General features: G+C 71.2%; 27 protein-coding genes. 17 read left to right on the top strand and 10 right to left on the bottom strand.

The features are described 5' to 3' along the window. Positions 1-80: 80 nt before the first annotated feature. The gene (locus AB0A95_RS21935; protein ID WP_007455245.1) at positions 81-248 is read right to left on the bottom strand and encodes a DUF3117 domain-containing protein; all 168 of its coding nucleotides are present in this window, start codon (positions 246-248) and stop codon (positions 81-83) included. A 190-nt stretch (positions 249-438) separates the two neighbouring features. Here AB0A95_RS21935 and AB0A95_RS21930 point away from each other — a divergent pair, with 190 nt between their 5' ends. From AB0A95_RS21930 to AB0A95_RS21915, 4 genes are read left to right on the top strand one after another with little or no spacing between them, the layout of a single operon-like run. Beyond that, positions 439-1257, top strand: coding sequence for a PaaX family transcriptional regulator C-terminal domain-containing protein (locus AB0A95_RS21930; protein WP_357557610.1), 819 nt, complete (start codon positions 439-441; stop codon positions 1255-1257). A 4-nt stretch (positions 1258-1261) separates the two neighbouring features. After that, the gene (locus tag AB0A95_RS21925) at positions 1262-2053 is read left to right on the top strand and encodes an enoyl-CoA hydratase-related protein (protein ID WP_357557609.1); all 792 of its coding nucleotides are present in this window, start codon (positions 1262-1264) and stop codon (positions 2051-2053) included. A 59-nt stretch (positions 2054-2112) separates the two neighbouring features. After that, positions 2113-3411, top strand: a complete 1299-nt coding sequence (locus tag AB0A95_RS21920) for a DUF1800 domain-containing protein (RefSeq protein WP_357557608.1) — start codon at positions 2113-2115, stop codon at positions 3409-3411. Between the two features lie 14 nt (positions 3412-3425). Then, the gene (locus AB0A95_RS21915) at positions 3426-4667 is read left to right on the top strand and encodes a DUF1501 domain-containing protein (protein WP_357557607.1); all 1242 of its coding nucleotides are present in this window, start codon (positions 3426-3428) and stop codon (positions 4665-4667) included. On the opposite strand, the gene AB0A95_RS21910 is transcribed toward AB0A95_RS21915, so the two are convergent. From AB0A95_RS21910 to AB0A95_RS21895, 4 genes are all read right to left on the bottom strand, one after another. Continuing rightward, the gene (locus AB0A95_RS21910; RefSeq protein ID WP_357557606.1) at positions 4664-5287 is read right to left on the bottom strand and encodes a hypothetical protein; all 624 of its coding nucleotides are present in this window, start codon (positions 5285-5287) and stop codon (positions 4664-4666) included. The genes AB0A95_RS21915 and AB0A95_RS21910 overlap by 4 nt on opposite strands. A 25-nt stretch (positions 5288-5312) precedes the next feature. Continuing rightward, complete coding sequence (locus AB0A95_RS21905; protein WP_357557605.1) at positions 5313-5882, bottom strand: DNA-3-methyladenine glycosylase I; 570 nt, start codon at positions 5880-5882, stop codon at positions 5313-5315. 69 nt (positions 5883-5951) lie between these two features. After that, positions 5952-6449: an SRPBCC family protein gene (locus AB0A95_RS21900; RefSeq protein WP_357557604.1), complete on the bottom strand. Its 498-nt coding sequence runs from the start codon at positions 6447-6449 to the stop codon at positions 5952-5954. Beyond that, positions 6446-7135, bottom strand: coding sequence for a DivIVA domain-containing protein (locus AB0A95_RS21895; RefSeq protein WP_357557603.1), 690 nt, complete (start codon positions 7133-7135; stop codon positions 6446-6448). Before AB0A95_RS21895 ends, AB0A95_RS21900 begins: the two co-directional genes overlap by 4 nt. A 153-nt stretch (positions 7136-7288) precedes the next feature. Here AB0A95_RS21895 and folP point away from each other — a divergent pair, with 153 nt between their 5' ends. Next, positions 7289-8158, top strand: a complete 870-nt coding sequence (folP, locus tag AB0A95_RS21890; RefSeq protein WP_357557602.1) for a dihydropteroate synthase — start codon at positions 7289-7291, stop codon at positions 8156-8158. A 67-nt stretch (positions 8159-8225) separates the two neighbouring features. Here the strand turns inward: folP and ndhC are convergent, their stop codons facing one another. Beyond that, positions 8226-8603: an NADH-quinone oxidoreductase subunit A gene (gene ndhC, locus AB0A95_RS21885; RefSeq protein ID WP_088986508.1), complete on the bottom strand. Its 378-nt coding sequence runs from the start codon at positions 8601-8603 to the stop codon at positions 8226-8228. Positions 8604-8731: 128 nt separating this feature from the next. Between ndhC and AB0A95_RS21880 the strand changes: the two genes are divergently transcribed. The 3 genes from AB0A95_RS21880 to AB0A95_RS21870 all read left to right on the top strand — a co-directional run bounded on the left by AB0A95_RS21880 (position 8732) and on the right by AB0A95_RS21870 (position 13411). Continuing rightward, a complete protein-coding gene (locus AB0A95_RS21880; RefSeq protein ID WP_357557601.1) occupies positions 8732-10177 on the top strand; it encodes a hypothetical protein in 1446 nt (481 codons plus the stop codon). A gap of 359 nt (positions 10178-10536) precedes the next feature. Then, the gene (locus AB0A95_RS21875; protein WP_357557600.1) at positions 10537-12384 is read left to right on the top strand and encodes a 2-oxoacid:acceptor oxidoreductase subunit alpha; all 1848 of its coding nucleotides are present in this window, start codon (positions 10537-10539) and stop codon (positions 12382-12384) included. Then, complete coding sequence (locus AB0A95_RS21870; RefSeq protein WP_357557599.1) at positions 12377-13411, top strand: 2-oxoacid:ferredoxin oxidoreductase subunit beta; 1035 nt, start codon at positions 12377-12379, stop codon at positions 13409-13411. The genes AB0A95_RS21875 and AB0A95_RS21870 overlap by 8 nt, the downstream gene beginning before the upstream one ends. 71 nt (positions 13412-13482) lie before the next feature. On the opposite strand, the gene AB0A95_RS21865 is transcribed toward AB0A95_RS21870, so the two are convergent. Then, positions 13483-14127 (bottom strand): NAD(P)H-dependent oxidoreductase, encoded by a 645-nt coding sequence (locus AB0A95_RS21865; protein WP_357557598.1) that lies wholly within the window; start codon positions 14125-14127, stop codon positions 13483-13485. A gap of 82 nt (positions 14128-14209) precedes the next feature. Here AB0A95_RS21865 and AB0A95_RS21860 point away from each other — a divergent pair, with 82 nt between their 5' ends. Further along, positions 14210-14689, top strand: coding sequence for a MarR family winged helix-turn-helix transcriptional regulator (locus tag AB0A95_RS21860; RefSeq protein ID WP_357557597.1), 480 nt, complete (start codon positions 14210-14212; stop codon positions 14687-14689). Between the two features lie 86 nt (positions 14690-14775). Here the strand turns inward: AB0A95_RS21860 and AB0A95_RS21855 are convergent, their stop codons facing one another. Continuing rightward, on the bottom strand, positions 14776-15789 hold the full coding sequence (locus AB0A95_RS21855; RefSeq protein WP_357075897.1) for a potassium channel family protein: 1014 nt from the start codon (positions 15787-15789) through the stop codon (positions 14776-14778). Between the two features lie 187 nt (positions 15790-15976). Between AB0A95_RS21855 and AB0A95_RS21850 the strand changes: the two genes are divergently transcribed. From AB0A95_RS21850 to AB0A95_RS21835, 4 genes are all read left to right on the top strand, one after another. Further along, positions 15977-16462, top strand: coding sequence for a helix-turn-helix domain-containing protein (locus AB0A95_RS21850; RefSeq protein WP_357557596.1), 486 nt, complete (start codon positions 15977-15979; stop codon positions 16460-16462). Between the two features lie 136 nt (positions 16463-16598). Then, positions 16599-17198, top strand: coding sequence for an ATP-dependent Clp protease proteolytic subunit (locus tag AB0A95_RS21845; RefSeq protein ID WP_357557595.1), 600 nt, complete (start codon positions 16599-16601; stop codon positions 17196-17198). Positions 17199-17281: 83 nt separating this feature from the next. Beyond that, on the top strand, positions 17282-18049 hold the full coding sequence (locus AB0A95_RS21840; RefSeq protein ID WP_357557594.1) for a hypothetical protein: 768 nt from the start codon (positions 17282-17284) through the stop codon (positions 18047-18049). 175 nt (positions 18050-18224) lie between these two features. Beyond that, complete coding sequence (locus AB0A95_RS21835) at positions 18225-18575, top strand: DoxX family protein (RefSeq protein ID WP_357557593.1); 351 nt, start codon at positions 18225-18227, stop codon at positions 18573-18575. A gap of 78 nt (positions 18576-18653) precedes the next feature. On the opposite strand, the gene AB0A95_RS21830 is transcribed toward AB0A95_RS21835, so the two are convergent. Then, positions 18654-18956 carry a hypothetical protein gene (locus AB0A95_RS21830; RefSeq protein WP_357557592.1) on the bottom strand — a complete coding sequence of 101 codons (303 nt, stop codon included), beginning with the start codon at positions 18954-18956 and terminating at the stop codon, positions 18654-18656. A 127-nt stretch (positions 18957-19083) separates the two neighbouring features. On the opposite strand from AB0A95_RS21830, the gene AB0A95_RS21825 reads away from it, so the two are divergent. Both AB0A95_RS21825 and AB0A95_RS21820 read left to right on the top strand, forming a co-directional pair. Continuing rightward, the gene (locus tag AB0A95_RS21825) at positions 19084-20505 is read left to right on the top strand and encodes an MFS transporter (protein WP_357557591.1); all 1422 of its coding nucleotides are present in this window, start codon (positions 19084-19086) and stop codon (positions 20503-20505) included. Then, positions 20502-21455 (top strand): sigma-70 family RNA polymerase sigma factor, encoded by a 954-nt coding sequence (locus AB0A95_RS21820; protein ID WP_357557590.1) that lies wholly within the window; start codon positions 20502-20504, stop codon positions 21453-21455. Before AB0A95_RS21825 ends, AB0A95_RS21820 begins: the two co-directional genes overlap by 4 nt. 225 nt (positions 21456-21680) lie before the next feature. On the opposite strand, the gene AB0A95_RS21815 is transcribed toward AB0A95_RS21820, so the two are convergent. Next, a complete protein-coding gene (locus AB0A95_RS21815) occupies positions 21681-22013 on the bottom strand; it encodes a helix-turn-helix domain-containing protein (RefSeq protein ID WP_357557589.1) in 333 nt (110 codons plus the stop codon). 74 nt (positions 22014-22087) lie between these two features. On the opposite strand from AB0A95_RS21815, the gene AB0A95_RS21810 reads away from it, so the two are divergent. Together AB0A95_RS21810 and AB0A95_RS21805 are read left to right on the top strand one after the other, a co-directional pair. Then, positions 22088-22972, top strand: a complete 885-nt coding sequence (locus AB0A95_RS21810) for an NAD(P)-binding domain-containing protein (RefSeq protein ID WP_357557588.1) — start codon at positions 22088-22090, stop codon at positions 22970-22972. A gap of 59 nt (positions 22973-23031) precedes the next feature. Next, positions 23032-23373 carry a hypothetical protein gene (locus AB0A95_RS21805; RefSeq protein ID WP_357557587.1) on the top strand — a complete coding sequence of 114 codons (342 nt, stop codon included), beginning with the start codon at positions 23032-23034 and terminating at the stop codon, positions 23371-23373. Positions 23374-23654 lie beyond the last annotated feature (281 nt).

Below are 23654 nucleotides of genomic sequence, written 5' to 3'. Positions count from 1 at the left end.
CCCTGAGCCACCGGCGATACCGGTGGCTCAGGGCCCGAAGAACGCTCCGGGCGGTGGAAGCCGCCCGGACCACTCCTTACTCAGCCGGCCGCCGCCTTCAACGCGTCACCGAGCGCGTTGGCCTCGTCGGGAGTCATCTCGACGACGAGCCGGCCACCGCCCTCCAGCGGGACCCGCATGACGATGCCCCGCCCCTCCTTGGTGACTTCCAGCGGACCGTCGCCCGTCCGCGGCTTCATCGCCGCCATGTTGTCTCCCCTCAGACCTACACCAGGGTCGGTGGGTTGCCCCACAGCCACTTCGTCACGACCACCCGCAACGGTCGCGGGGGTGTCGACAGACGATTTTCCCTGATGAACACCGCCGGACCCAAACCGGAGCAGCATTGATGTAACAGCATCTAGCTTATCTTGAGAAGGCCTGTCACAATGTGCGGTCATGCAGGCACGGTCGGCACTCTTCGACCTGTACGGCGACCACCTCCGACCGAGGGGTGGCCGCGCACCGGTTGCTGCCCTGGTCAAGCTGCTGGCGCCGCTGGGAATCGCACCGCCCGCCGTTCGCACCGCCGTGTCCCGGATGGTGCGTCAGGGCTGGCTCGAACCGCTGCGGTTGATCTCCGGGCCGGGCTATTCGATCACACCGAAAGCCGCCCGGCGACTCGACGAGGCAGCGTCGCGGATCTACCGGACCGGCCGGGTCACCTGGGACGGTCGGTTCGATCTGCTGGTGTTGGAGGCCCCCGGCTCCCGACGGGACCGGCAGCGGCTCGCCGCCAACCTGAGTTTCCTCGGCTACGGCACGCTCGACGAGCAGACCTGGGTCGCGACCCGCCCCGCCGACGACGTCGACCTGATCCTCGCCGAGGCCGGCATCCGGTTCGAGCGGTTCACCGCCTCGCACTTCTCGGGCACCCCCGGGGCGATGGGTGTGGTCCGGCGCGCATGGGACCTGACCGAGATCGGCCGCGCCTACGAGCGGTTCGTCGCGGACCAGCGCCCACTCCTCTCCGCCGTCACAGTGCGCAGCAGCGACGAGGAGGCGTACGCGACCCGGTTCCGGCTCGTGCACGCGTGGCGTACGTTCCTCTTCCGGGACCCGCAGCTGCCCCCGGCGCTGCTGCCCGAACGCTGGCCCGGCACCGCCGCGGCCAGTTTCTTCGACCGGCACGCGGCCCGCCTGCGTCCGGCCGCGGACCGGTACGTCGAACAGTGCCTCGATTCCGGTAACCGCCTCGTCCGACAGAAGGGTCGTTAGACACGTGACCGAGCCGCTGCTGGTCGACCGGACCGACGCCGTCGTCACCCTCACGCTGAACCGTCCGAACGCGATGAACGCGCTCGACGTGGCGCTGAAGGAGGCGCTGCGGGACGCCCTGGCGGAGCTGGAGACCGACAGGTCCTGCCGGGCGGTCGTGCTGGCCGGTGCCGGCAGCTCGTTCAGCGCCGGTCAGGATCTGCGCGAACACGTGTCGACACTGGAGAACTCCGCAGGTGATCCCCTGGGCACCGTGCGGGCGCACTACAACCCGATCGCCGCTCGGCTCGCCAACCTGCCCAAGCCGGTGATCGCCGCCGTTCGTGGCATGGCCGCCGGCGCGGGCGCGTCGTTGGCGTTCCTCGCCGACATCCGCATCGGTGGCCCGACCACCAGCTTCCTGATGGCCTTCGCCAAGGTGGGCCTCGCCGCCGACACCGGCGCCTCCTGGACCCTGCCCCGGCTGGTCGGCCACGCCAAGGCGGTGGAGCTGTTGCTGCTGGCCGAGCCCGTCCGCGCCGAGGAGGCCTGCCGGATCGGCCTGCTCAACCGCCTGGTGGACGACGACGAGTTGGTGTTGCCGACCGCCCAGGAGCTGGCCGCTCGCCTCGCCGCCGGACCGACCGTCGCCTACGGGGCGATCAAGCGGCAGCTCTCCATCGCCGACGCCGGCACCCTCGCCGACGCCCTCGCGGCCGAGGCGCAGGCCCAGTCGATCTGCGGCGCCACCACCGATCACCGGGCTGCCACGCTCGCCTTCGTCGCCAAGCAGAAACCGGTCTTCGAGGGACGCTGAACGCGATTCGCACGCCGCCCTTACCGTCCTCGAACACGGGCGGCCTAGCGTCGGCCGGTATGAGCGATCGTGAAGCGGTGGCGCACCTGCTGCGCCGGGCCACCTTCGGGCCGACCGCAGACGAGGTGGACGCCGCCGAGCGGGCCGGACCGGCAGCGACCCTGGACCGGCTGCTCACCCCGCCCGCGACGGACCGGGGTGCGGCGGCCACTCCGATCCCCACGCTGTCCCCCGACCCGTACGCCGGGCTGACCAAGGACTCCACCCGCGAGCAGCGGCAGCAGGCCAACGCGGAGCGTCGCAAGCAGCTCCAGCAGGTCACCGGCTGGTGGCTGGACCGGATGGTGGCCGCCGAGGACGGGCTGACCGAGAAGCTGATCTTCTTCTGGCACGGGCACTGGGCGACGAGCGCGCAGAAGGTCAAGTCGGCCCGGATGATGCAGGGCCAACTGGACACGCTGCGCCGGCACGGACGGGGGCCGCTGGGCCCACTCGTCGCCGCGATGGTGCGCGACCCCGCCCTGATCATCTGGTTGGACGGGCAGAAGAACACCCGCAAGGCGCCGAACGAGAACCTGGCCCGCGAGCTGATGGAGTTGTTCACCCTCGGCATCGGCGCCTACTCCGAGGCGGACGTGAAGGCCGGCGCGCGCGCCCTGACGGGCTGGGTTGTCGAGAGGCGTACCGGGGTGGCCCGGTTCGAGGCCAAACGGCACGACCCCGGCGCGAAGACCATCCTCGGGCAGAGCGGCCGGTTCGACGCCGAGTCGTACGCCGGGCTGCTGGCCGCCCAACCCGCGGCGGCGACCTTCGTGGCCGGGCGGCTCTGGTTCCGCTACGCCGGCACCGACGTCCCCGCACCGCAGGGCCTGGCCGGGACGGACACCATCGCGACCCTGCGGGCGATCCTCTCGGCGCCGGCCTTCGCACAGACCCGGGGCACGCTCGTCAAGCAGCCGGTGGAGTGGCTGGTCGGGGCGCTGCGGCAGTTGGGCATCCGACCCTCCGCCCTGCCCGAGCAGCAACACAAGCAACTACTGGGCGGACTGAACGCGCTGGACCAGGTGCCGCTGCGACCGCCGAGCGTGGGCGGCTGGCCGGCCGGGGCCGCCTGGCTGACCACCTCGTCGTTGCAGGCCCGGCTGCGCACGGCCGGAATGCTCGCCGCCGCGGTGGCACCGGCGGTGCTGGCCCGGCTGACCGCCGCGCCCACCGCCGGCCGGCCGGACGCGCTGGCCCGACTACTGGTGGTCGACGGCTGGAGCGCGCGCACCCGCGCCGCCCTCACCCCGCTGGCCGGCGAGCCCCGCAAGCTGTTGGCCGCCGGCCTGGTCAGCCCCGAATACACAGTCAGCTGAGCGGAGGAGTCGACATGGACACCCAGACCCGACGCAGGTTCCTGCTGACCAGCGGGGTGGTCGGCGCGGGCGCGCTGGCCGCCGGCGCCGGCGCGTACCGTCTGCGGGACCTGCTGGACACCAGCGGAGACCGCGATCCGCAGGCCCGCACGCTGGTGCTGGTGACCCTCTACGGCGGTAACGACGGGCTCAACACGGTCATCCCGTACGCCGATCCGGCCTACCGGGCGGCCCGCCCCGAGCTGGCGTACCCGGATGGGGAGGTGCTGCGGTTGGACGACGGTTTCGGCCTCAACCCGGCACTGGCCGGCCTGCACCGGCGCTGGTCCGGCGGTGGGCTGGCGATCGTGCGCGGGGTCGGCTACCCGAAGCCGGACCGCAGCCACTTCCGGTCGATGGACATCTGGCACACCGCGCAGCCGGACCGCCCGGGCAACACCGGTTGGCTGGGTCGTTGGCTGGACTCCGCCGGTGGCGACCCCCGGCTGGCGGTCTCCTTCGAGCCGGCGCTGCCGCCACTGCTGGCCGGGGAGCGGAGCGCGGGCGCGGCCGTGCCGGTGGCCGACCGGAAGGCCGCCAAGGGGCTGCCCGCCGAGACGCTGGCCGCGCTCGCCGCCGCCGAGGCGGGTGAGTCGACGGCCCGGGGCCGGGCCGCCGCCTGCTTCGCCGACCTGCGGTCGGTGGACGAGATGATCCGCCAGGTACGCGACTCCGCCGACCCGGACGCGGCGGACCCGGACGGCGAGCAGGCGCCCGCCACCGCGACCGGCGGGGCACGCACCCCACTTGACGCGCAGCTCGACCTGGTCGCGCAGTGCGTCGAGGCGGGAGTGTCCACCCGGGCCTTCTCGGTGTCGCTCGGCGGCTTCGACACCCACGCCGACGAGAAGCAGTTGCAGGCCGTCCTCCTGGGGCAGGTGGACCGGGCGTTGACCGGGCTCGCCGACCGGATGAGTCGCACCGAGGCGGGTCGGAAGGTGGTGGTGGCGGTCTACTCCGAGTTCGGCCGTCGCGTCCGGGCCAACGCCTCGGACGGCACCGACCACGGCACCGCCTCGGACGTGCTGCTGCTCGGCGCGGGTGTCCGGGGTGGCTGGCACGGCGCGCCGCCCAGCCTCACCGACCTCGACGACGGCGACCTGAAATACACCACCGACTTCCGGGACGTCTACGCCACGCTGCTGGAACGGGTGCTGGACACCGACCCGGGCCCGATCCTCGCCCACTGGCGGGGACGGGTGGACAAGCTCTTCTAGTCGTCCTCTTCCGGATCCTGGTTGGCCTGCTCGCCCAGCACGAACGCCTGCATGGCCAGCTCGTCGCCGGACGGCGAGACGAAGGTGGGCAGCTCACGCGGGCCCAACTCCTGCACGTACGACCAGAACAGCCGGACCGCCTCGGCCCGCGTGGCGGCCTCGATCGGCAGGTCGAGGCTGACCAGCCAGGTGCGCCGGGCCGGGGGCGGGCCGAGCTGGTCGGCCAGCGCCCGGAAGGCCGCCGGGTCCAGGGCGGTGACCGGCCCGTCGAGCGTCAGCAGGTCGGCCGGCACCGGCTCGTCGAAGACCCGCCGGGTGTACGCCACGACGACGGTCTCCGGCTCGACCGGCGACTGTGGGTCGTCCGGGTCGTCCCGGTGGCGCCGACCCGGCGTGCTGACCCGGCCGAGCGCGACCAGCCGTGGCGGCGCGTCGACGAGCACCGCCACCTGGTCTCCCGGCCCCGGCCGGGCGATGTCGGCCAGCCCGGTCAGCTCCAACGTGTCGTGGTGCACGAGCCGCTCGGCCTCGTACCGCTCGGCGGGCAGCAGCACCGCCCAGGCGCCCACGCCGTCGGCACGGCCGGATCCGCCGGCCCGGTACGCGGTCTCGGTCGTCATGCCTGCCATCCCATCATGTCGCCGGTCAGCGGGTGACGTGACAGCCGACGATGTGATCGTCGACCATGCCGGTGGCCTGCATCAGCGCGTACGCGGTGGTCGGGCCGACGAACCGGAAGCCGCGCTTCTTGAGTGCCTTGGCCATCGCCGTCGACTCCGCGGTGATCGGCGCCAGCTCGGCGAACGAGGTGAGGCGGGCGGGTCGGGGCGCCGGGGCGAACGACCAGAGCAGCGCGGACAGCCCTTCCGGCACCTCCAGGGCGGCGCGGGCGTTGGCGATCGCCGCCTCGATCTTGGCCCGGTTACGGACGATGCCGGCGTCGGCGAGCAGTCGGGTCAGGTCGGCGTCGGAGTAGCCGGCGACCGTCGGGATGTGGAACTCGTCGAAGGCCAGCCGGAACGCCGGGCGCTTGCGCAGGATCGTCAGCCAGGACAACCCCGACTGGAACGCCTCAAGCGTCATCCGCTCGTACAGCGCGTCGTCGCCGTGCAGCGGCCGCCCCCACTCGGTGTCGTGGTAGACGGCGTAGTCGGGGGTGCTCGACCCCCAGGCGCAACGGGGCAGCCCGTCGGCACCGATCACCAGGTCAGTCACGTCGTACACGCTAGGGCATCGCTCCGACACCCCGTCCCCGCCGCCGGGCCGGCAGGGCGCCGGGCGCGCTCAGGGCAGCCGGCCCTGCTCGACCAGACGGGCGAACCTCTTCAGCGCCTGGGTGAGGCCGAGCTTGGAGCCGGGCCAGAGCACCGGCCACGCCAGTCGACCGGCCCGGCCGCCCGGCAGGTGGAACCACTCGTGCCAGACGACCTGGGTGCGGTCGCGGCCCAACTGCGTGCAGCGCAGCACACCGGGGCCGCGCAGCAACTGGCCGTAGTGCACCACGCCGATCTCGTACGGCTCGTCGACGCGGACCACCCGCATCTCGTCGCGCAGCACGGCCCGGCCGAGCGCGGTGACGGCCTCGATCCGGCTGCCCTCGCGCCCGTCGCCCTCGACCACGCGGACGCGGGTGAACGGGATCCAGTCGGACTGACGCTCCCAGGCGAGCAGGGCGGCGAAGACCCGCTCGGCCGGAGCGTCGACGATCACTGTGGCGGTTACCTCACCGGCGCCGGGGTGGGCGGCCTCACGAAGATCGTCCGCCCCGCCCGGCCCGGTCATGCCGACTCCGACCGAACCGTCGCGCCGTGTTGCCCGGTGCCGGCGGCGGGCGTGCCGTCGGTCTGCTCACGGTCGGCCGGCTCGTCGCTCGCGGAAACGACTGCCACGCCGTCGGAATCCGCAGGTGACGAGGTGGCGGCGGGTAGCGGGCCCGTGCCGGTCGCGCCGACCGGGGTGGCCCCGGAGCCCGCCTCGTCGGTCGGCGAGGCCGCCGCGACGTCGGGCTCCGCGCCGTCGGGCTGGGCCGCGTCGGGCTGGGCCGCGTCGGGCTGGGCCGCGTCGGGCTGGGCCGCGTCGGGCTGGGCCGCGTCCGCGGACGCGGCCTTGCTGGCGGACTGTTCGCGGGCGTCACGCAGCACGTCCGCGTCGTCGGTGCGGCCCTCACGCAACGCGGCGACCTCCGCCTCCAGTACGCCGATCAGCTCCGACTTGTAGCCGATGTCGTAGGCGGCACGGCGCATCGCCTGATCGACCTGGGACATCCGGTACCCGCGCAGAGCGGTGTCGAAACGGACCGCGCCCACGTCGGACTCACGCAGTGGCCGGGTGCCGGGCAACGCCACGGCCTGCGAATCCGGCTCGGCGGGCACCAGACCGGGATCACGGCCGCTGACCAGCACCGTCACGCCGAATACGACCGCCGCGACCGTCAATGCCACGACCAGGAGGAGCAGAAGCTGACCCATGTACTGATCGTGGCACGGCAGCCGGCCGGTAGCGACCCCGCCACCCGTCCCGATCACGATCCGTACCGACGCCGCCCACGATCGCGGCCCGGCTAGCGACTAGCGTCGGGGTCGGCCGACGCGGCGGCGGCGGCAGACTCTCGGGAGGCGGGCATGGCCGGGGCGCTTCGGCTGGGCGGGCGCACGTTCGCCCCCGACGAGCTGGTGGTGATGGCGATCATCAACCGCACACCTGACTCGTTCTTCGACCGGGGGGCCACGTTCGCCGCCGACAGCGCCCTGCGCGCGGTGGAGCGGGCCGTGGACGAGGGCGCGGCGATCATCGACATCGGCGGGGTGAAGGCCGGCCCCGGCGTGGAGGTGGACGTCGTCGAGGAGATCCGCCGCACTGTGGACACCATCGCCGCCGTCCGGGCCGCGTTCCCCGAGGTGGTGATCTCGATCGACACCTGGCGTGCCGAGGTCGCGACGGAGGCCGTGGCGGCCGGCGCCGACCTGCTCAACGACACCTGGGCGGGTGCCGACCCGGCCCTGGCCCGGGTGGCAGCGCGGACCGGCGCGGGCCTGGTCTGCGCACACGCCGGTGGCCTGGTCCCCCGGACCAGGCCGCACCGCGCCGCATTCACCGACGTGGTCGCCGACGTCGTCGCGACGGTGACCGGGCTCGCCGAGCGCGCGGTGGCGGCCGGGGTACGCCCCGACGGCATCCTCATCGACCCGGCACACGACTTCGGCAAGAACACCAGGCACTCCCTGGAGATCACTCGCAGACTGGGCGAGCTGACCGGCACCGGCTGGCCGGTGCTGGTGGCGCTCTCCAACAAGGACTTCATCGGTGAGACGCTGGACCTGCCGGTGCCCGAACGGCTGGAGGGGACGCTCGCCGCGACCGCGATCTCGGCCTGGCTGGGCGCCCGGGTGTTCCGGGCCCACCAGGTCGGCCCGACGCGCAGGGTGCTGGACATGGTGGCCTCGATCCGGGGCGACCGCCCGCCGGCAGCGACCCGCCGCGGCCTGGCCTGACCTGTCGTCGCCGCGACCGACCGTCAACGGCCGGGCCGACCGGCACGATCGCCGGAGGTCGGAACGCTCAGGTCCAGCGGAGGATGTTCCGGCGCCAGGCGTAGAGGATGCCGAGTGCCAGCACCGCCACGAACACGGCCATCTCCACCACCGTCACCAGACCGAAGCCCGGCCGGTCGAAGACCACCGCCCACGGGAAGAGGAACACCGCCTCGACCGCGAACAGCACGTACAGGTACGCGTACACGTAGTAGCGGATCTGCATCTGCGCCCAGTCCGCGCCGACCGGGTCGAGCCCGCACTCGTAGCTGGCCCGCTTGCCGGGCGGATCGGCCGGACGCGCGGGGCGTAACACCCGGTTGGCCGAGAACGCCGTAACAAAGAACAGAACGCTGGCGAGCAGCAGGAGCCCGAGCGTCGCGTACGAGCCCAGGTATCCGGTCACAGTCGGGAGCTTACCGCCCGCCCGGAGCGGCCGTCCCAAACACGTTACGGATTTGTTTCCACACGGGACTAGTGCGCCGAGGCAACTGTTACGGATATTGGACCCCCACCCATGTCACCGGAGGACAGATGGCCCGCCCGAAGGCATCGCCCGGTACGCGGGCGGAGGGGCCGCGGCCCGCGTCCCTGCTGGCGGTCTCGCTCACACTCGGTCTGCTCGCGGCGCTCGCCGTCGGGCCGGCCTGGGCCAGCGCGGCGACGCCGGGCGCGAACCCGGTCGTGATGGTGACCGACCCGGTCAGCGAACCAGGGGGTGACCCCGGGGCCAGCCCGACGCAGGACCCGCCCCCGACCGAGGAGCCGAGCGGGGACCCGGTGCCGACCGACCCGGCGCCGGAGACCACCGCGCCGCCACCGGAGACGACGCCGCCGGCACCGCAGACCAGCGCGCCGGAGGTGTCGCCGGCACCGAGCAACGCCGCGCCCGCGCCGGGCGGAGCACCCACATTGGCGCCCCCGGTGTCGCCGGCTCCACCGGTCCCGCCGGTCCGCCCGCCGGCGCCGGGTCCGGAGGCACCGCCGCCGAACCCGCTCGGCGTGCAGGTCACCACCCAGGACGTCACCCTCACCGGGGCGTACTGGAACGCGGCCAGCACGGCGGCCACCCTCCAGGTGACTGTCAACAACACCGGCACGACCGCGCAACGCATCCGCCTCTCGTACACGCTGCCGGCCGGGCTGACCGACGCCGGGACGAAGGGCTGCGCCGCCGCCGGTGGCGGCGCGTACACCTGTGGGGCCTGGACGACCGGAGCCGGCGTCCGGTTCAGCGCTCTGCTCCGCCTGCGGGTCGACGGCAGCGCGTGGCAGAAGATGCCGCTCGCCGGCTCCGTCCGGGTCGTGGCGGACGCGCCCGGCGTGCCCGGGGAGGCGGTCGACGACCAGGGCTTCGCGGTGCTCTTCCCGCCCGGTCCACCGGTGCCCGGGATCACGCTGGCCGCCGACGAGGTCGCCTTCGACATCAGCGGTACCGCCAGCGCCCTCAAACTCCGGCTGGGTAACACCGGCACCGTGGACGCCGCCGGCCAGGTCGAGGTGCTCCTGCCGGCCGGGGTGACCGTCCCGACCCCGCCGCCCGGCTGTGTGGCGGTCGACGAGACCCGGACCCGGTGCGATGCGGGCCCGGTGCCGGCGGGCGGGACAGTCGAGGTGCGGCTGCCGGTGGAGGCGACGCCGCAGGCCCAGCGGGAGACGCCGTCGTCCGGTGCCGTGATCGGTCGACTCGACCCGCGCAGCGGCCCGACCCGGCAGGTGCAGATGAGTTTCCGGATCACCGCGGCGGCCGCGCTGGCCACGCCTGTGGTCTCACCGCCCGCGCCGACCGGCTCCCAGGGCGTACTCCCCGGGGGTGCCGCCGCCGACGACGGCGGGACGACCTCGGTGCGGCGCACCGCGATCCTCCTGATCGTGGTGTCCGGGCTGCTCGTGGTGCTGGCTCTCACGCTGGCCTTCACGTCGCTGCGCCGCCGGTTCTCCGGCTCGGGGCCCGAGCCCGCGCCCCACACCGCCGACTGATCGACTGGCGACCCCGACCACGCGTGCCCGGGGTCGCCGGTGTGGCCGGGTGGTGATCTGAATTACGGCGGGCGGGGCGTAAGACCGCAAACCAGGGCAATACCCGACCCGGGTCGGTCCCAGTCGGCGGACCTCCAGCAGTGGTTAGGGCCCCCTTAGACGTAGGCTCTCGGGTGAGGGTACGACAGCTGCCGGACTCGCCTGAGGCGGTGCGGTGAAACGTCGCGTCAAGGAGGTTCCGTGGCCGGGCAAGGCGAGGTCACCATCATGTTCAGCCCGCGCGCCCGCGCGCAGCGAGGCGTGAGCGCGAAAAGTGAACCGGTTTTGCCAGCCCCGCAGTCGCGAACGAAGGTGGCACAGTGACCAAGCAGATCCGTCAACTCGACCGGGTGGTCATCCGGTTCGCCGGTGACTCCGGCGACGGCATGCAGTTGACCGGCGACCGGTTCACCTCGGAGACGGCGCAGCTCGGCAACGACATCTCCACGCTGCCCAACTTCCCCGCCGAGATCCGGGCTCCCGCCGGCACCCTGCCCGGTGTGTCGAGCTTCCAGGTGCACTTCGCCGACTACGACATCCTCACCCCGGGCGACGCGCCAAACGTGCTGGTGGCGATGAACCCGGCAGCTCTCAAGGCCAACCTGGCCGACCTGCCGCGCGGCGCGGACATCATCGTCAACACCGACGAGTTCACCAAGCGCAACCTCGCCAAGGTCGGCTACCAGACCAGCCCGTTGGACGACGACTCGCTGGCCGGCTACGTGGTGCACCCGGTGGCGCTGACCTCGATGACGGTCGGGGCGCTCGCCGACCACCAGGTGTCCAAGAAGGACGCCGAGCGGTCGAAGAACATGTTCGCCCTCGGCCTGCTCTCCTGGATGTACTCGCGACCGTACGAGTCGACGCTGCGCTTCCTGGAGCGCAAGTTCGCGTCCCGCCCGGAGCTGGTCGCGGCGAACGTCGCCGCCTTCAAGGCCGGCTGGAACTTCGGCGAGACCACCGAGGACTTCGCGGTCCGCTACGAGGTCAAGCCGGCGAGGATGAAGCCGGGCACCTACCGCAACATCACCGGCAACGCGGCGCTCTCGCTGGGGCTCGTCGCCGCCGGGGTCCGCTCCGGGCTGCCGGTCTTCCTCGGGGCGTACCCGATCACCCCGGCGTCGGACATCCTGCACGAGCTGAGCAAGCACAAGCGCTTCGGCGTGCTCACCGTGCAGGCCGAAGACGAGATCGCCGCGGTCGGCGCGGCGCTTGGCGCGTCGTACGGCGGGTCGCTCGGCGTGACCACCACCAGCGGCCCGGGTGTGGCGCTCAAGAGCGAGACGATCTCGCTCGCGGTGGCGCTGGAGCTGCCGCTGGTGATCGTGGACGTGCAGCGCGCCGGCCCGTCGACCGGCATGCCGACCAAGACCGAGCAGGCCGACCTCAACATGGCGCTCTACGGTCGGCACGGTGAGGCACCGGTCGCGGTGATCGCGCCCCGGTCACCATCTGACTGCTTCTTCGCGGCGTTGGAGGCGGCGCGGATCGCGCTCACCTACCGCACGCCGGTGATCCTGCTGTCCGACAACTACGTGGCCAACGGCTCGGAGCCGTGGCTGCTGCCCGACGTGGAGTCGCTTCCCGACCTGCGTGTCGACTTCGCCACCGAGCCCAACGGCGACGACGGCACCACCTTCCTGCCCTACCTGCGTGATCCGGAGACGCTGGCCCGTCCGTGGGCGATCCCCGGCACCGCCGGGCTGGAGCACCGCATCGGCGGCCTGGAAAAGGCCGACAAGACCGGTGACATCTCCTACGACCCGGCCAACCACGACTTCATGGTGCGCACCCGGGCCGCCCGGATCGAGGCGATCCCGGTTCCGGACATCGAGGTGGAGGACCCGGACGGCGACGCCCGCGTGCTGGTCCTCGGCTGGGGCTCGACGTACGGGCCGATCGGCGCGGCCTGCCGCGGGGTGCGCCAGCGCGGCCTGTCCATCGCCCAGGCGCACCTGCGGCACCTCGCCCCGATGCCGGCCAACCTCGGTGCGGTGCTGCGCTCGTACGAAAAGGTGGTCATCCCGGAGATGAACCTGGGCCAGCTCGCCCACGTCATCCGGGCCCGCTACCTGGTCGACGCGATCAGCTACAACCAGGTCCGTGGCCTGCCGTTCACGGCCGCCGAGCTGGAGACGACGCTGGAAGAGGTCCTGAAGAATGTCTGAGCCCGTCGCCCTCAAGCTCACCGCCAAGGACTTCAAGTCCGACCAGGAGGTGCGTTGGTGCCCCGGCTGCGGTGACTACGCCATCCTGGCAGCCATCCAACAGTTCATGCCGGAGCTGAACATCCCGCGGGAACGCACCGTCTTCGTCTCCGGGATCGGCTGCTCGTCCCGCTTCCCGTACTACATGAACACGTACGGGATGCACTCGATCCACGGCCGCGCCCCGGCGATCGCGACCGGCCTGTCGGTGTCCCGGCCGGACCTGTCGGTCTGGGTGGTCACCGGTGACGGCGACGCGCTCTCCATCGGCGGCAACCACCTGATCCACGCGTTGCGGCGCAACGTCAACCTCAAGATCCTGCTGTTCAACAACCGGATCTACGGTCTGACCAAGGGTCAGTACTCGCCGACCTCCGAGGTCGGCAAGGTCACCAAGTCGACCCCGGCCGGCTCGGCGGACGCCCCGTTCAACCCGCTCTCGCTCGCCCTCGGCGCGGAGGCCAGCTTCGTCGGCCGGACCATCGACTCGGACCGCAAGCACCTACAGTCGGTGCTGCGGGCCGCCGCCGAGCACGAGGGTTCGGCGTTCGTGGAGATCTACCAGAACTGCAACATCTTCAACGACGGGGCGTTCGAGCAGCTCAAGGACCCGTCCACCCGGGACGACTACCTGATCCGCCTGGAGCACGGCCAGCCGATCACCTTCGGCGCCGACGGGCAGTTCTGCGTGGTGCACCCGCCGGGCGCCTTCGGCCTGGAGGTCCGGGAGACCAGCTCGGTCCGCCCGGAGGAGATCGTCGTGCACGACGCGACGGTGACCGACCCGGCGTACGCCTTCGCGCTGTCCCGGCTGCCCGGCCTGGACCTGCGCAACACCCCGATCGGGGTGTTCCGCTCGGTGGACCGACCGTCCTACGACAGCGTGGTGCAGGGTCAGCTCGCGGCCGCCAAGGCGACTGTCACCGAGACCCCCGAGCAGCAGCTCGCCGGCCTGTTGGCCAGCGGCGACACCTGGACCATTCTCTGACCCGTCCAACCTGACGAGAGCGGCCGTCCCCGATCCGGGGGCGGCCGCTCTCGTTCGTACCGGGCGTTGGCTCAGCGCTGGGCGGAGGCCGGCGTCCAGAGGTTGTCGATCTCCTTCTCGGCCGCCGCGAGGCTCGCCTCGTGCAGCGGGACCAGCTCGGCCATCGCCGGCACCGACGGCGCCAGGGTCAGCTCGGCGCTGATGAAGCGCGGCTGCATCCCGGTCATCGACAGGCCGTGCGGGAGCCACGGCTCGGCGTGGTCCCAGCCGTTGCGCGGGGTGCCCTCGCCGTAGCCGCCACCCCGGGTGGCCAGCACCACGAACTCGCGTCCGCCGAGCAGGCCCTCCTGCGTCGTCGGGTCGAACGCCAGCCCGGGAACGATCAGGTGGTCGACCCAGGACTTGACGCTGCTGGGCGCGCCGTAGTTGTAGAGCGGCAGGCCGAGCAGCACCACGTCGGCCTGCTTCACCTCGTCGACCAGCCGCTCGCTGAGCTCCCAGGACTCGCGCTGGGCCGGGGTGTGCTGGTCCGCGGGCGTCATCCGGGCCAGGCCGCCGGCCGCGTCCAGATGCGGCAGCGGATCCGCGCCCAGGTCACGGTAGGTCACAGTGCCGTCCGGGTGGGCCGCACGCCACGTGGCGACCGCGCGGGCGGTGAGTCGACGGCTGACCGACCAGTCACCCCGAATGCTCGAGTCGATATGCAACAGATGCATTACTTCTCCTCCAAGGATCGTCTGTGCAGCACCAACTATTTATAGCAGGCCGATGTTCCGCTGAGTCGGTAGACTGGGTCACATGTCCGCGCAGCCGCTCGACTCCGCAGAGCACCGCTCGGGCGCACTCCTGGACCATCTGGCCCGGCGGATGCGGTTGCGGTCGGAGTCGGTGCTGGCACCGCTGGGGCTACGCCCCCGGCACCTGGTCGCGCTCACCGTGCTGCGCGCCGGCGGCGGCACCGGCCAACAGGCGCTCGCCGCCATCCTGGAAATGGACAGCACCAACATCGTCGGGCTGCTCAACGACCTGGAGGCGGAGCGGCTGATCGAGCGTCGGCGCTCCCCCGAGGATCGCCGCCGGCACGTCGTCGAACTCACCGAAAGTGGGGCAAAACGGCTCAGTGAGGCCGAATGCGCCCTGGCCGGTGCCGAGGACGAGGTGCTGGGCGCCCTGGATCCCACCGAGCGGGAGACGCTCTACAAGCTGCTGAGCCGGGCCTCCAGCGGCACGTCGGTCACGTGCACCGAGGCGATCCACGGCACTGACGACACCTGCTGACCAGGCACCACCACCGGGGCCCAGCCGGCACTCGACGGCACGGCGGTCACGCCGGCCAACACGGCCCAGCGGTCACCCAGGGACGATCAGGCGGTCGTCGCCGACTGCGGGCGGTCGTCGCGTACGTGCACCAGCATGTCGCCGGTCTCGATCACCGCGCCGGCCCGGTCGGCCAGGGTGACCACCTTGCCGCGCCGCACCAGCGCGATCACCAACGATTCCAACTCGCGTGGTGAACGACCCACCTCGTCCCGCTCCGCCGAGCGCATCGCCAACGCCATGCCCTGACCCGGAGTGAGCAGATCCTCCACCACGTCGATCAGCGGCGGGGCCGAGGTGGACAGGCCGAGCAGTCGGCCCGCGGTGGCCGACGAGACGATCACGTGATGCGCGCCACTCTGCTTGAGCAGCGGCGCGTTCTCCGCCTCGCGGGCCGCCGCGATGATCCGGACCTGGCCGGCGGTGAGCTGCCGTACGGTGAGCGCGACGAGCACCGACGCGTCGTCACTGTCGGTCGCGATGATCACGGCCTTGGCGTTCTTGACGTGCGCCTCGTTCAGCACCGACGAGCGGGTGGCCGAGCCCTCGATCGCCACCAGGCCGGCGGAGGTGGCCTGCCGCAGGGCGGCCGCGCTGCGCTCCACCACAACGATCCGCGACCGGTCCAGACCGTTCTCCAGCAGGGCGGAGACCGCACTGCGCCCCTTGGTGCCGTAGCCGCAGATGATGACGTGGTCCTTCACGCTTCTCCTCCACCGCGACAGGCGACGGCCGGTCCGGTACTGCTCGGTCAGAACTTCCAGGGTGGTGCCGACCAGGATGATCAGGAAGATCACTCGGGCCGGAGTGATGAAGAGGACGTTGACCAGCCGGGCCGACGGCGCGGCCGGCGTGATGTCGCCGTAGCCGGTGGTGGAGAGCGACACGACCGCGTAGTAGAAGCAGTCCAGCAGGGTGAGGCCGTCCTCGTTGACATCGCGGTAGCCGTCCCGGCCCAGATAGACCGCGGCGACAACGGCGAAGACCAGGCCCAGGGCTGCGGCGAGCCGCAGGCTCAGCGCGCTCAGCGGGCCCCGGCGCTGCGCGGGAAAATGGATCACCGTCGAACCTGCCCCGCCGCCGTCGCCTGCACGAGCACAACATAGCGGGTACGCCGTGCCCGGCACGTCCGGGTTGCACAGCGGACCAGCGTCGTCGAGCGGCGCGGGCGCGGACGGGTCGGCCCGAACGGCCGGAGACGGGCATGATGAGGGTGTTCCCGACGACGACCGCGAAAGTGAGGCCGGCATGTCGTTGCTGCGACGAGTCATCGGCGGAGTGCTCCGCCGACTGCGGCAGAGCCAGGGCCGCACGCTGCGTGAGGTGGCCGCGTCCGCCGGTGTCTCAGTGCCCTACCTGTCCGAGGTCGAGCGCGGCCGCAAGGAGGCCTCCTCGGAGGTGCTCGCGGCGATCTGCCGGGCGCTCGGCATCCGCCTCTCCGACCTGCTGGAAGAGGCCCGCGACGACCTGCGCCGGGTGGAGCCGCGCGTCCCGGCCGGGCCACGGGCACAACTCCCCCGGCTGGAACGGGCCGAGGCGGCTCGCCACGACACGAGCCAGCACGCCCTGCGGACGAGCAGGCCGGTCCTGCACCGGGTGTCCGGGGCGAGCGGCCCGACCCTCTGCGTCGGAGCGATGGCCTCCGCTGGTGGCTCGCGCTCCGGTCCGCGTACCGCCGCTCTGCGTGGTTGTGCGCAGGCCCGGGCGGGCGCGCGGCGGGTGATCGCCGCGTAGGCCGCGCGTGTTCTGCCGTCGGCGAATCTGCCGGCGGCAGAATCACTGGGCCGACGACCACTGTCGCCGCACGCTGGAGGGGCCGGTCCATTGGGCGGTCCCACCGCTCCCCGGCACTGTGGAAGGCGGGCGGAACATGATCTCCCACGGCGTGCGGATGCTGGACGGCGCGCAGCCGTCCTTTGGCGACCAGGTGTTCGAGCGGCTGCTGCGAGAGCGGATCGTCTTCCTCGGCACCGAGGTGACCGAGGAGTCGGCCAACCAGATCTGCGCGCAGATCCTGCTGCTCGCCGCGGAGGACGCCGACCGGGACATCTTCCTCTACATCAACTCGCCGGGCGGGTCGGTGAGTGCGGGGATGGCGGTCTACGACACGATGCGCTACGTCCGCAACGACGTGGCCACCCTGGCGCTCGGGTTCGCCGGCTCGATGGGGCAGTTCCTGCTCTGCGCGGGCGCGGCCGGCAAACGGTACGCGCTGCCGCACTCGCGGATCATGATGCACCAGCCGTCAGGTGGAATGGGTGGCACCGCCTCGGACATCACCATCCAGGCGGAGAACATGCTGCACGTGAAGCGGACGATGCAGGAGCTGATCGCTCAACACAGTGGACGGACGCTTGACGAGATCCAGCGGGACTGGGACCGGGACCGGTGGTTCACCGCCGAGCAGGCTCAGGACTATGGCCTCATCGACCAGGTGCTCAGCCGAGCTGGGCAGCTGCCGACGGTCTGATCCCCCGCGACTGACCCACCCTGGCCTGCCGCGCCGCCACCACGGGCAAAACCGGGTGGCGGTCGCCCATTAGGGTCACGTCTATGCGCCGATTGATACCCACCCTTTCGATAGCCCTCGCCGTCGCCCTCGTTGGCGGCTGTGGCACCAATTCCGACAAGCCGGCGACGCCCGGTTCGTCCGCCGCCCCGGCGACGTCCAAGGCCGACCCCGTCGCCGCCGTCAAGCAGGGCATGGACCGCAGCCTCGCCGGCGCGCTCAGCATGCAGGCCTCGGTCAAGGCCGGCGCCCAGTCGATCACCCTCAGCGGAAAGATGGACCCGGCCGCCCGCGCGGTCCAGATCAGCGGTAAGGCTCCGGAGCCGATCGAGGTGCGGATGATCGGCGACGCCGCCTACCTCAAGTCGGACTCGCTCGAAGGCAAGAAGCCCTGGATGAAGATCGATCTCAGCAAACTCAAGCCGAGCAGCACGCTGCGCCAGTCGTTCGACTTCAAGTCGCAGACCGGCCTCATCGGCGGCACCGTGTCCGCCCAGGAGACCGGCGAGGGCCGGTACACCGGCGTCGCCGATCTCAACAAGGCCGCCGCGGCAGCCAGCACCGAGGCCGGAATGAAGGACGGCATCGAGGCGTCCGCCAAGTTGGCGAAGGACCCGACGGCGATCCCGTTCGAGGCGACCCTCGACGCCGACGGGCGCATGACCATGCTCTCCTACACGATCGCCACGAAGTCGCTGGGTGACCTCGTCACCGAGATGCGGATGAGCGACTTCGGCAAGCCCGTCACCGTGGAAGCTCCGCCGGCCGGCGAGACCGAGGCGGCCTCCGCCGAGATGTACGCGTTCCTCTGACCGCGGCCGACACGTCGTCGGCACAGGTGTGGGCTGTGGGTCTCCCGCAGCCCACGCTGCGTCTGACGCCCGACCCGAGCCGGCATGGCACCCGCTGTGCCGCAGGTCACCGCACCGCCGGTAACAAACCGCGACAGCGATCCGTCCCTGAGGCAGACAACCACAGGGAGGGCTCATGTTCACCGCTTACGTCACGGTCACGATTCTCGCCTCGGTCTTCACCGGCATCGCCGCCGTCACCTACCTGATCGGCCACGACTACCCGAAGGCCCAGGCCGACATGAAGCGCGTGCCACACTCGTGGCTGCCCCGGCTGGGCCTGGCGCTGGCGGCAAACTCCCTGGGACTGCTGGCCGGGTTCGCCGTGCCGCTGCTGGGCACACTCGCCGCCGTCGGCCTCGTGCTGTATTTCGTGGGAGCGCTCATCGCCCACCTGCGGGTGGGTTCCCGCCACCTCGTGGGGTGGGCGGTCTTCTTCGCCACCACGGTGGCGGCGCTGGCGGTGAACCTGACCTACCACTGGTGATCGGTGCCGGCAGACCAACCATGAGCACCGAGCCTTCTCGTGATTGCCTCGTCGTCCGCTGCCGCTCGGGCCCAGCGGTCAACTGCCGACGGTCAGCATCGCCGCGTCATACGAGCCGACAAGGGTGGCGTCGTCGCGGGTGGGGCCGGCGGCGATACGTTCGCCGAAGCTGCGCTGGAACTCCTGGAAGGCGGTCAGTTCGGGGAGGCCGTCGCCATCGACGACGTGGACGAAGGTGATGCCGTCAGCCAGCCGGAAGGAGCTGTACCGCAGGCCGGGTGGTGCCGTGGCCGCCAGTTCGGCGAAGACGTCCTCGATCAGGCGCTGGTTCTCGTCCGCCGCTTCGGGCGTGGTCTGGTAGCGGATCACTGCCGCACTCATCGGGCTCTCCTCGCTGGTTGTCGCTGTCACTGGTACTGACCGCGGGAAACCCGGAAACTCATCGCCGCGATTACTCCGGCCCTCCGCCGTGGTCAGTACCAGTGACAGCGACCTTCTGGAGGACCCCGTGAGCAGCAAGGAGCGGACGACCGTCGAGCAGCGCTGGGTGCTGGGCCTGACCTCGATCGGCTCGTTGATGGTGGCGCTCGACGTCCTGGTGGTGGCGGCAGCGCTGACCACGATCAGGCAGGACCTCGGTGCCTCGATCGAACAGCTGGAATGGACGGTTAACGCGTACAGCCTCAGCTTCGCGGTGCTGCTGATAACCGCGGCGGCGATCGGCGACCGGTGGGGGCGACGCCGGACGTTCACGGCCGGCCTCGCCTTCTTCACCATCGCCTCGGCCGCCTGCGCGTTGGCGACCTCGGTGCCCTGGCTGATCGCCGCCCGCGCCTTCCAGGGCATCGGCGCCGCCGCTGTGATGCCGCTCGCGATGGGTCTGCTCGGCGCCGCCTTCCCACCCGAACGCCGCGGCTGGGCGATCGGAATCTTCAGCGGTCTGACCGGCCTGGCCGTGCTGGGCGGCCCGATGATCGGCGGCGCTGTGACGGAGGGTCTGGCCTGGCAGTGGATCTTCTGGATCAACGTGCCGGTCGGAGCGCTCGCCATCCCGCTGGTGCTTCGCAAGATCCCCGAGAGCTGGGGAGTGACTCGCCAGGTGGACCTCCGTGGCGGAGTCCTGATCACCCTCGCCGTTCTCGGCATCGTCTGGGGCGTCGTCCGCGGCGGGGTGGCAGGCTGGACCAGCCTCCCCGTGATCGGCTCGTTCACTCTCGGAGCCCTCCTGTTGCTGGCGTTCCTGGCCTGGGAGCGTCGCGCTCCGCAACCGATGGTGCCGCTGTCCTACTTCCGTTCGAGGGCGTTCTCCGCCGGTAACGCGGCCGGCTTCTTCCTCACCGCCGCCCTCTACGGCGCGGTGTTCTTCTCGGCCCAGTTCATGCATGTCGCTTTCGGCTCTGGTCCGCTGAAGGCCGGGCTTCAGCTTCTGCCCTGGACCGCCACACTCTTCCTGGTAGCGCCGATCGCCGGGCGTCTGGTGGACCGGATCGGCGAACGCCCGCTCGTCGTGACGGGACTGGCTCTACAGGCCATCGGCATGTTCCGGATCAGCCAGGTGGCCGACGACTCGGTCCAGTACTCCGGGCTGGTGCTGCCCCTGATCGTGGCCGGTTGCGGCGTTTCCATGGCGATGCCCGCGACGCAGAGCGCCAGTGTCGGCGCGCTGCCGCGGGAAGCCGTGGGAATCGCCTCGGGCACCTACGCCATGATGCGGCAGCTCGGTGGAGTCGCCGGAGTCGCCGTCCTGGCCGCGGTGTTCGCCGCCGCCGGCGGCTACGAGTCCTTCACTTCGGGATTCACCCGGGCCTTGGCCGTGTGCGGCGTGCTGTCATTGCTCGGAGCACTTTCCGGACTCGGGATCGTCTCACGGCCCGGTCCCGGTCCGAGGGCGTTGGCTGCTCGTCAGGAGCCGGTGGAGGAGTTGCGTTGAACCTGGAGGACGAGTTCGCGCAGTTCCGGGGTGAGCTGGTGGCGCACTGCTATCGGATGCTCGGCTCACCACACGACGCGGAGGACGCGGTACAGGAGACGTACCTGCGTGCGTGGCGGGGGTTCGCCGAGTTCGAGCAACGCTCGTCAGTGCGGACCTGGCTCCACCGGATCGCTACCCGGGTCTGCCTGAGCGCGTTGCAGCACAGCAGCCGCCGGCTGGTGCCATCGGCTTTGGGTGCTCCCGGCACCGATCCCGCCTCCCTGGAGGCGCAGGCGCTGGAGGCGACCTGGCTGGAGCCGTTCCCGGATCTCCTGGGGAACGCTGACCCGGCTCTGGTCGTCGGGGCTCGGCAGAGCCTCAGGCTGGCGATGGTTGCCGCACTGCAGCACCTGCCGCCTCGGCAGCGCGCAGTGCTGATTCTGCGGGAGGTCCTGGCGTGGCAGGCATCCGAGGTAGCGGATCTACTCGAAACGACGACAGCGGCGGTGAACAGCTCGCTCCAGCGGGCGCGTGCGGAACTCGCCAAACTCGCACCGGTCGAGGACCAGTTCAGCGAACCAGACGAACCAGCCCGCCGTGCGCTGCTCGACCAGTATGCCGAAGCGTTCGAGAAAACCGATCTGGTCGCCCTGGAACGCCTGCTGACTCAGGACACCCGTTGGGAGATGCCGCCGATTCCCACCTGGTTCGATGGTCGCGAGGACGTACTGCGTCTGCTGAGGGCGAAGCTGCTGCCGAAGGAGGGCCAGCGGATCATGGTAGAGACGTCCGCGAACGGGCAGCCCGCGTTCGCCTGCTACGTGCGCGGACGGGACAACGCCTTCCACGCGCACACGCTCCAGGTGCTGACCCTGACCAAAGCCGGCGTCTCCGCAGTGCTGGCTTTCCACCGGGCCGACCTGTTCCCCCTCTTCGGCCTGCCGATCGACCGGCATCCACAAGGGTGAGGGACACGCTGGTGGCGTCGAGCTCGCGCATCGGCGGAGCCATGCGCCGCTGTGCGGCGAACCCGCCACCAGGGCCAGCGCGACATACCACCCGATGCCCGCCCTCCTGCGTCGACGCGGCCGACCTGAGCACTCCGCGTGGCCCGCGGTACCCACTTTTTTGTGGGTACTTGTCGGCGCGTCGGGTGCGGGCGAGTCTGGTTGTGGGTGGTCGCGGGGCCGGGTCTACGGGGAGGTGGGCAATGGCGCGGGAGGTCCCTCGGCCGCGGTGAGCTTCTCCAGGCGACGGTGGCCCCAGTCGGAAACGGGGCCCAACGCCTCGGCGAGGTCCCGGCCGAACGCGGTCAGGGAGTAGACGGTCTTCAGCGGCAGCACCTCGTGCACCTCCCGGTGCACAAGTCCGTCGGCCCCCATCTCCCGGAGCGCCTGAGTCAACACCTTCTCGGTGAGGCCCGGCAGTTGCCGGCGCAGCTCGCCGGGACGGTGCGGACCGGATTCCAGCAGCCAGAGCAGAGACGTCTTCCACTTGCCGTCGATCACGGCGATCGCGGCGGTCACTCCGCAAACGTTGAGGTCCTGCGCACGACTGCGCGTCATCTTCGCTGTCTTCCTACACTTCTGGGAGTTGAAGCATGCCCTCGTACTCCGAAAAGTCTGTCACGGTGCTCGGCCTGGGGCCGATGGGGCGGGCCCTGGCCGGCGCGTTCCTGGACGCCGGCCTGCCTACCACGGTCTGGAACCGGACCCCGGGCCGAGGTCGGGACCTCATCGAGCGGGGCGCCACCGCCGCCCGATCGGCCGAGGAGGCGGTCGCCGCGAGTGGGCTGACAGTGGTCTGCGTGGTCAACTACGACGCGTCGGACGCCATCCTGAGACGCGACGCGGTCACCGCCGCGCTCCAGGGGCGCACTGTGGCGAACCTGAGCGCTGACACTCCCGACCGGGCCCGGGACACCGCGCACTGGGCGGCCGGGCACGACATCGGGTACCTGGACGGCGCCATCATGACGCCGATCACCACCATCGGAACGCCGGCCGGGGTGTTCATCCACAGTGGCCCGACGGCTCTCTACCAGGAACACCGGCCGGTGCTGGACGCCCTGGGCGGCATCCACACCCACCTCGGCGAGGAGATCGGCCGGGCCGCCGCGTACGACATCGCGTTGCTCGACATCTTCTGGACCGCGATGGCAGGCTATGCGCACGCCCTGGCAGTGGCCCGGGCGGAGGGTGTGACCGCGCGGGAGTTGGCACCGTTCGCCATGGGCATCGGCGCGATCCTTCCGCCGATCTTCGAGCAGACCGCCGAGAAGGTGGACAGCGGCACCTTCTCCGGCGAGGACAACCCTCTCACCTCTGCGGTGTCGTCCATGGCCCACATCGTCCACACCTCCGAGGCGCACGGCATCGACGCCGGTGTGATGCGTGCGGCCGAGGGCATGGCCCGCCGCGCCATCGGACTGGGCCACGGCACCGACGGCTTCATCCGGGTCACCGAGGTGCTGGGGCGGCGCTGAGGTTCGGCCGGCATCCCCTCTCTGGCGGTCGCCATCCCTGCCGGCCCTAAACTCGCCGGATGGGTGTCGATGTCGAGCTGATCCGAGTCGAGCAGCAGGGCACGAGCCCACGCAGACGTCACGAGTCGCAGGTAGCGGCGATCGGTGACGTGCAGTTTCACCTCGCCACGGTGCTGGAGCGGGTCCAGCACCAGGGGAGGACGCCGATGCTGGACCGGATCGACCCCTACGGCCTGCTGGAACTCACGTCGGTGGAGATGCCGCAGTTCCTCGGTGAGCTGGCTGTCCTTGTCGAGTCGGCGGAGGGTCCGGGTGAGGAGCGGATCCTCGATGCCGTACGACGCCTGGCCGAGAGATGCCGGGACGGTGCGGCTCTGTGCCTGCGCTTCGTTGGTGACTAGATCATCGGCATTGTTTCGGCGCGCGGGTGTGGGCAGGCAGGCGGGACCTACGGCGCTTGCTTCGAGGTGCCCCCGGCAGGATTCGAACCTGCGACACACGGTTACCGAAAGCAACGATCCCAACCTTGTCATTGACTGTCAAAACTAAGCCCTGAGCTGCACAGACACGATCGAGCAATGATCGCTCGTTATCACTTCCTGTCACCCGCCGACAGGGGTTTTCGGGGGGTAAACGGGGGACGCGGACAGTATGCCGCCGGGGCCCGCTGCCCCCTTGGGCA

It is taken from the genome of Micromonospora sp. NPDC049230 (assembly GCF_040647875.1).
Taxonomy (GTDB): Bacteria; Actinomycetota; Actinomycetes; order Mycobacteriales; family Micromonosporaceae; genus Micromonospora.
The sequence above is the reverse complement of the archived record's forward strand: the minus strand, read 5'-3'. Positions and strand labels throughout refer to the sequence as shown.

Coding starts and splice junctions, on each gene's coding strand:
- AB0A95_RS21895 (WP_357557603.1), bottom strand. CDS start 7,135: ATGGGTCAGCTTCTGCTCCTCCTGGTCGTGGCATTGACGGTCGCGGCG.
- AB0A95_RS21850 (WP_357557596.1), top strand. CDS start 15,977: ATGTCGTTGCTGCGACGAGTCATCGGCGGAGTGCTCCGCCGACTGCGG.
- AB0A95_RS21915 (WP_357557607.1), top strand. CDS start 3,426: ATGGACACCCAGACCCGACGCAGGTTCCTGCTGACCAGCGGGGTGGTC.
- AB0A95_RS21870 (WP_357557599.1), top strand. CDS start 12,377: ATGTCTGAGCCCGTCGCCCTCAAGCTCACCGCCAAGGACTTCAAGTCC.
- AB0A95_RS21845 (WP_357557595.1), top strand. CDS start 16,599: ATGATCTCCCACGGCGTGCGGATGCTGGACGGCGCGCAGCCGTCCTTT.
- AB0A95_RS21830 (WP_357557592.1), bottom strand. CDS start 18,956: ATGAGTGCGGCAGTGATCCGCTACCAGACCACGCCCGAAGCGGCGGAC.
- AB0A95_RS21865 (WP_357557598.1), bottom strand. CDS start 14,127: ATGCATCTGTTGCATATCGACTCGAGCATTCGGGGTGACTGGTCGGTC.
- AB0A95_RS21835 (WP_357557593.1), top strand. CDS start 18,225: ATGTTCACCGCTTACGTCACGGTCACGATTCTCGCCTCGGTCTTCACC.
- AB0A95_RS21900 (WP_357557604.1), bottom strand. CDS start 6,449: ATGACCGGGCCGGGCGGGGCGGACGATCTTCGTGAGGCCGCCCACCCC.
- folP (WP_357557602.1), top strand. CDS start 7,289: ATGGCCGGGGCGCTTCGGCTGGGCGGGCGCACGTTCGCCCCCGACGAG.
- AB0A95_RS21930 (WP_357557610.1), top strand. CDS start 439: ATGCAGGCACGGTCGGCACTCTTCGACCTGTACGGCGACCACCTCCGA.
- AB0A95_RS21935 (WP_007455245.1), bottom strand. CDS start 248: ATGGCGGCGATGAAGCCGCGGACGGGCGACGGTCCGCTGGAAGTCACC.
- AB0A95_RS21840 (WP_357557594.1), top strand. CDS start 17,282: ATGCGCCGATTGATACCCACCCTTTCGATAGCCCTCGCCGTCGCCCTC.
- AB0A95_RS21910 (WP_357557606.1), bottom strand. CDS start 5,287: ATGACGACCGAGACCGCGTACCGGGCCGGCGGATCCGGCCGTGCCGAC.
- AB0A95_RS21860 (WP_357557597.1), top strand. CDS start 14,210: ATGTCCGCGCAGCCGCTCGACTCCGCAGAGCACCGCTCGGGCGCACTC.
- AB0A95_RS21920 (WP_357557608.1), top strand. CDS start 2,113: ATGAGCGATCGTGAAGCGGTGGCGCACCTGCTGCGCCGGGCCACCTTC.
- AB0A95_RS21810 (WP_357557588.1), top strand. CDS start 22,088: ATGCCCTCGTACTCCGAAAAGTCTGTCACGGTGCTCGGCCTGGGGCCG.
- AB0A95_RS21880 (WP_357557601.1), top strand. CDS start 8,732: ATGGCCCGCCCGAAGGCATCGCCCGGTACGCGGGCGGAGGGGCCGCGG.
- AB0A95_RS21805 (WP_357557587.1), top strand. CDS start 23,032: ATGGGTGTCGATGTCGAGCTGATCCGAGTCGAGCAGCAGGGCACGAGC.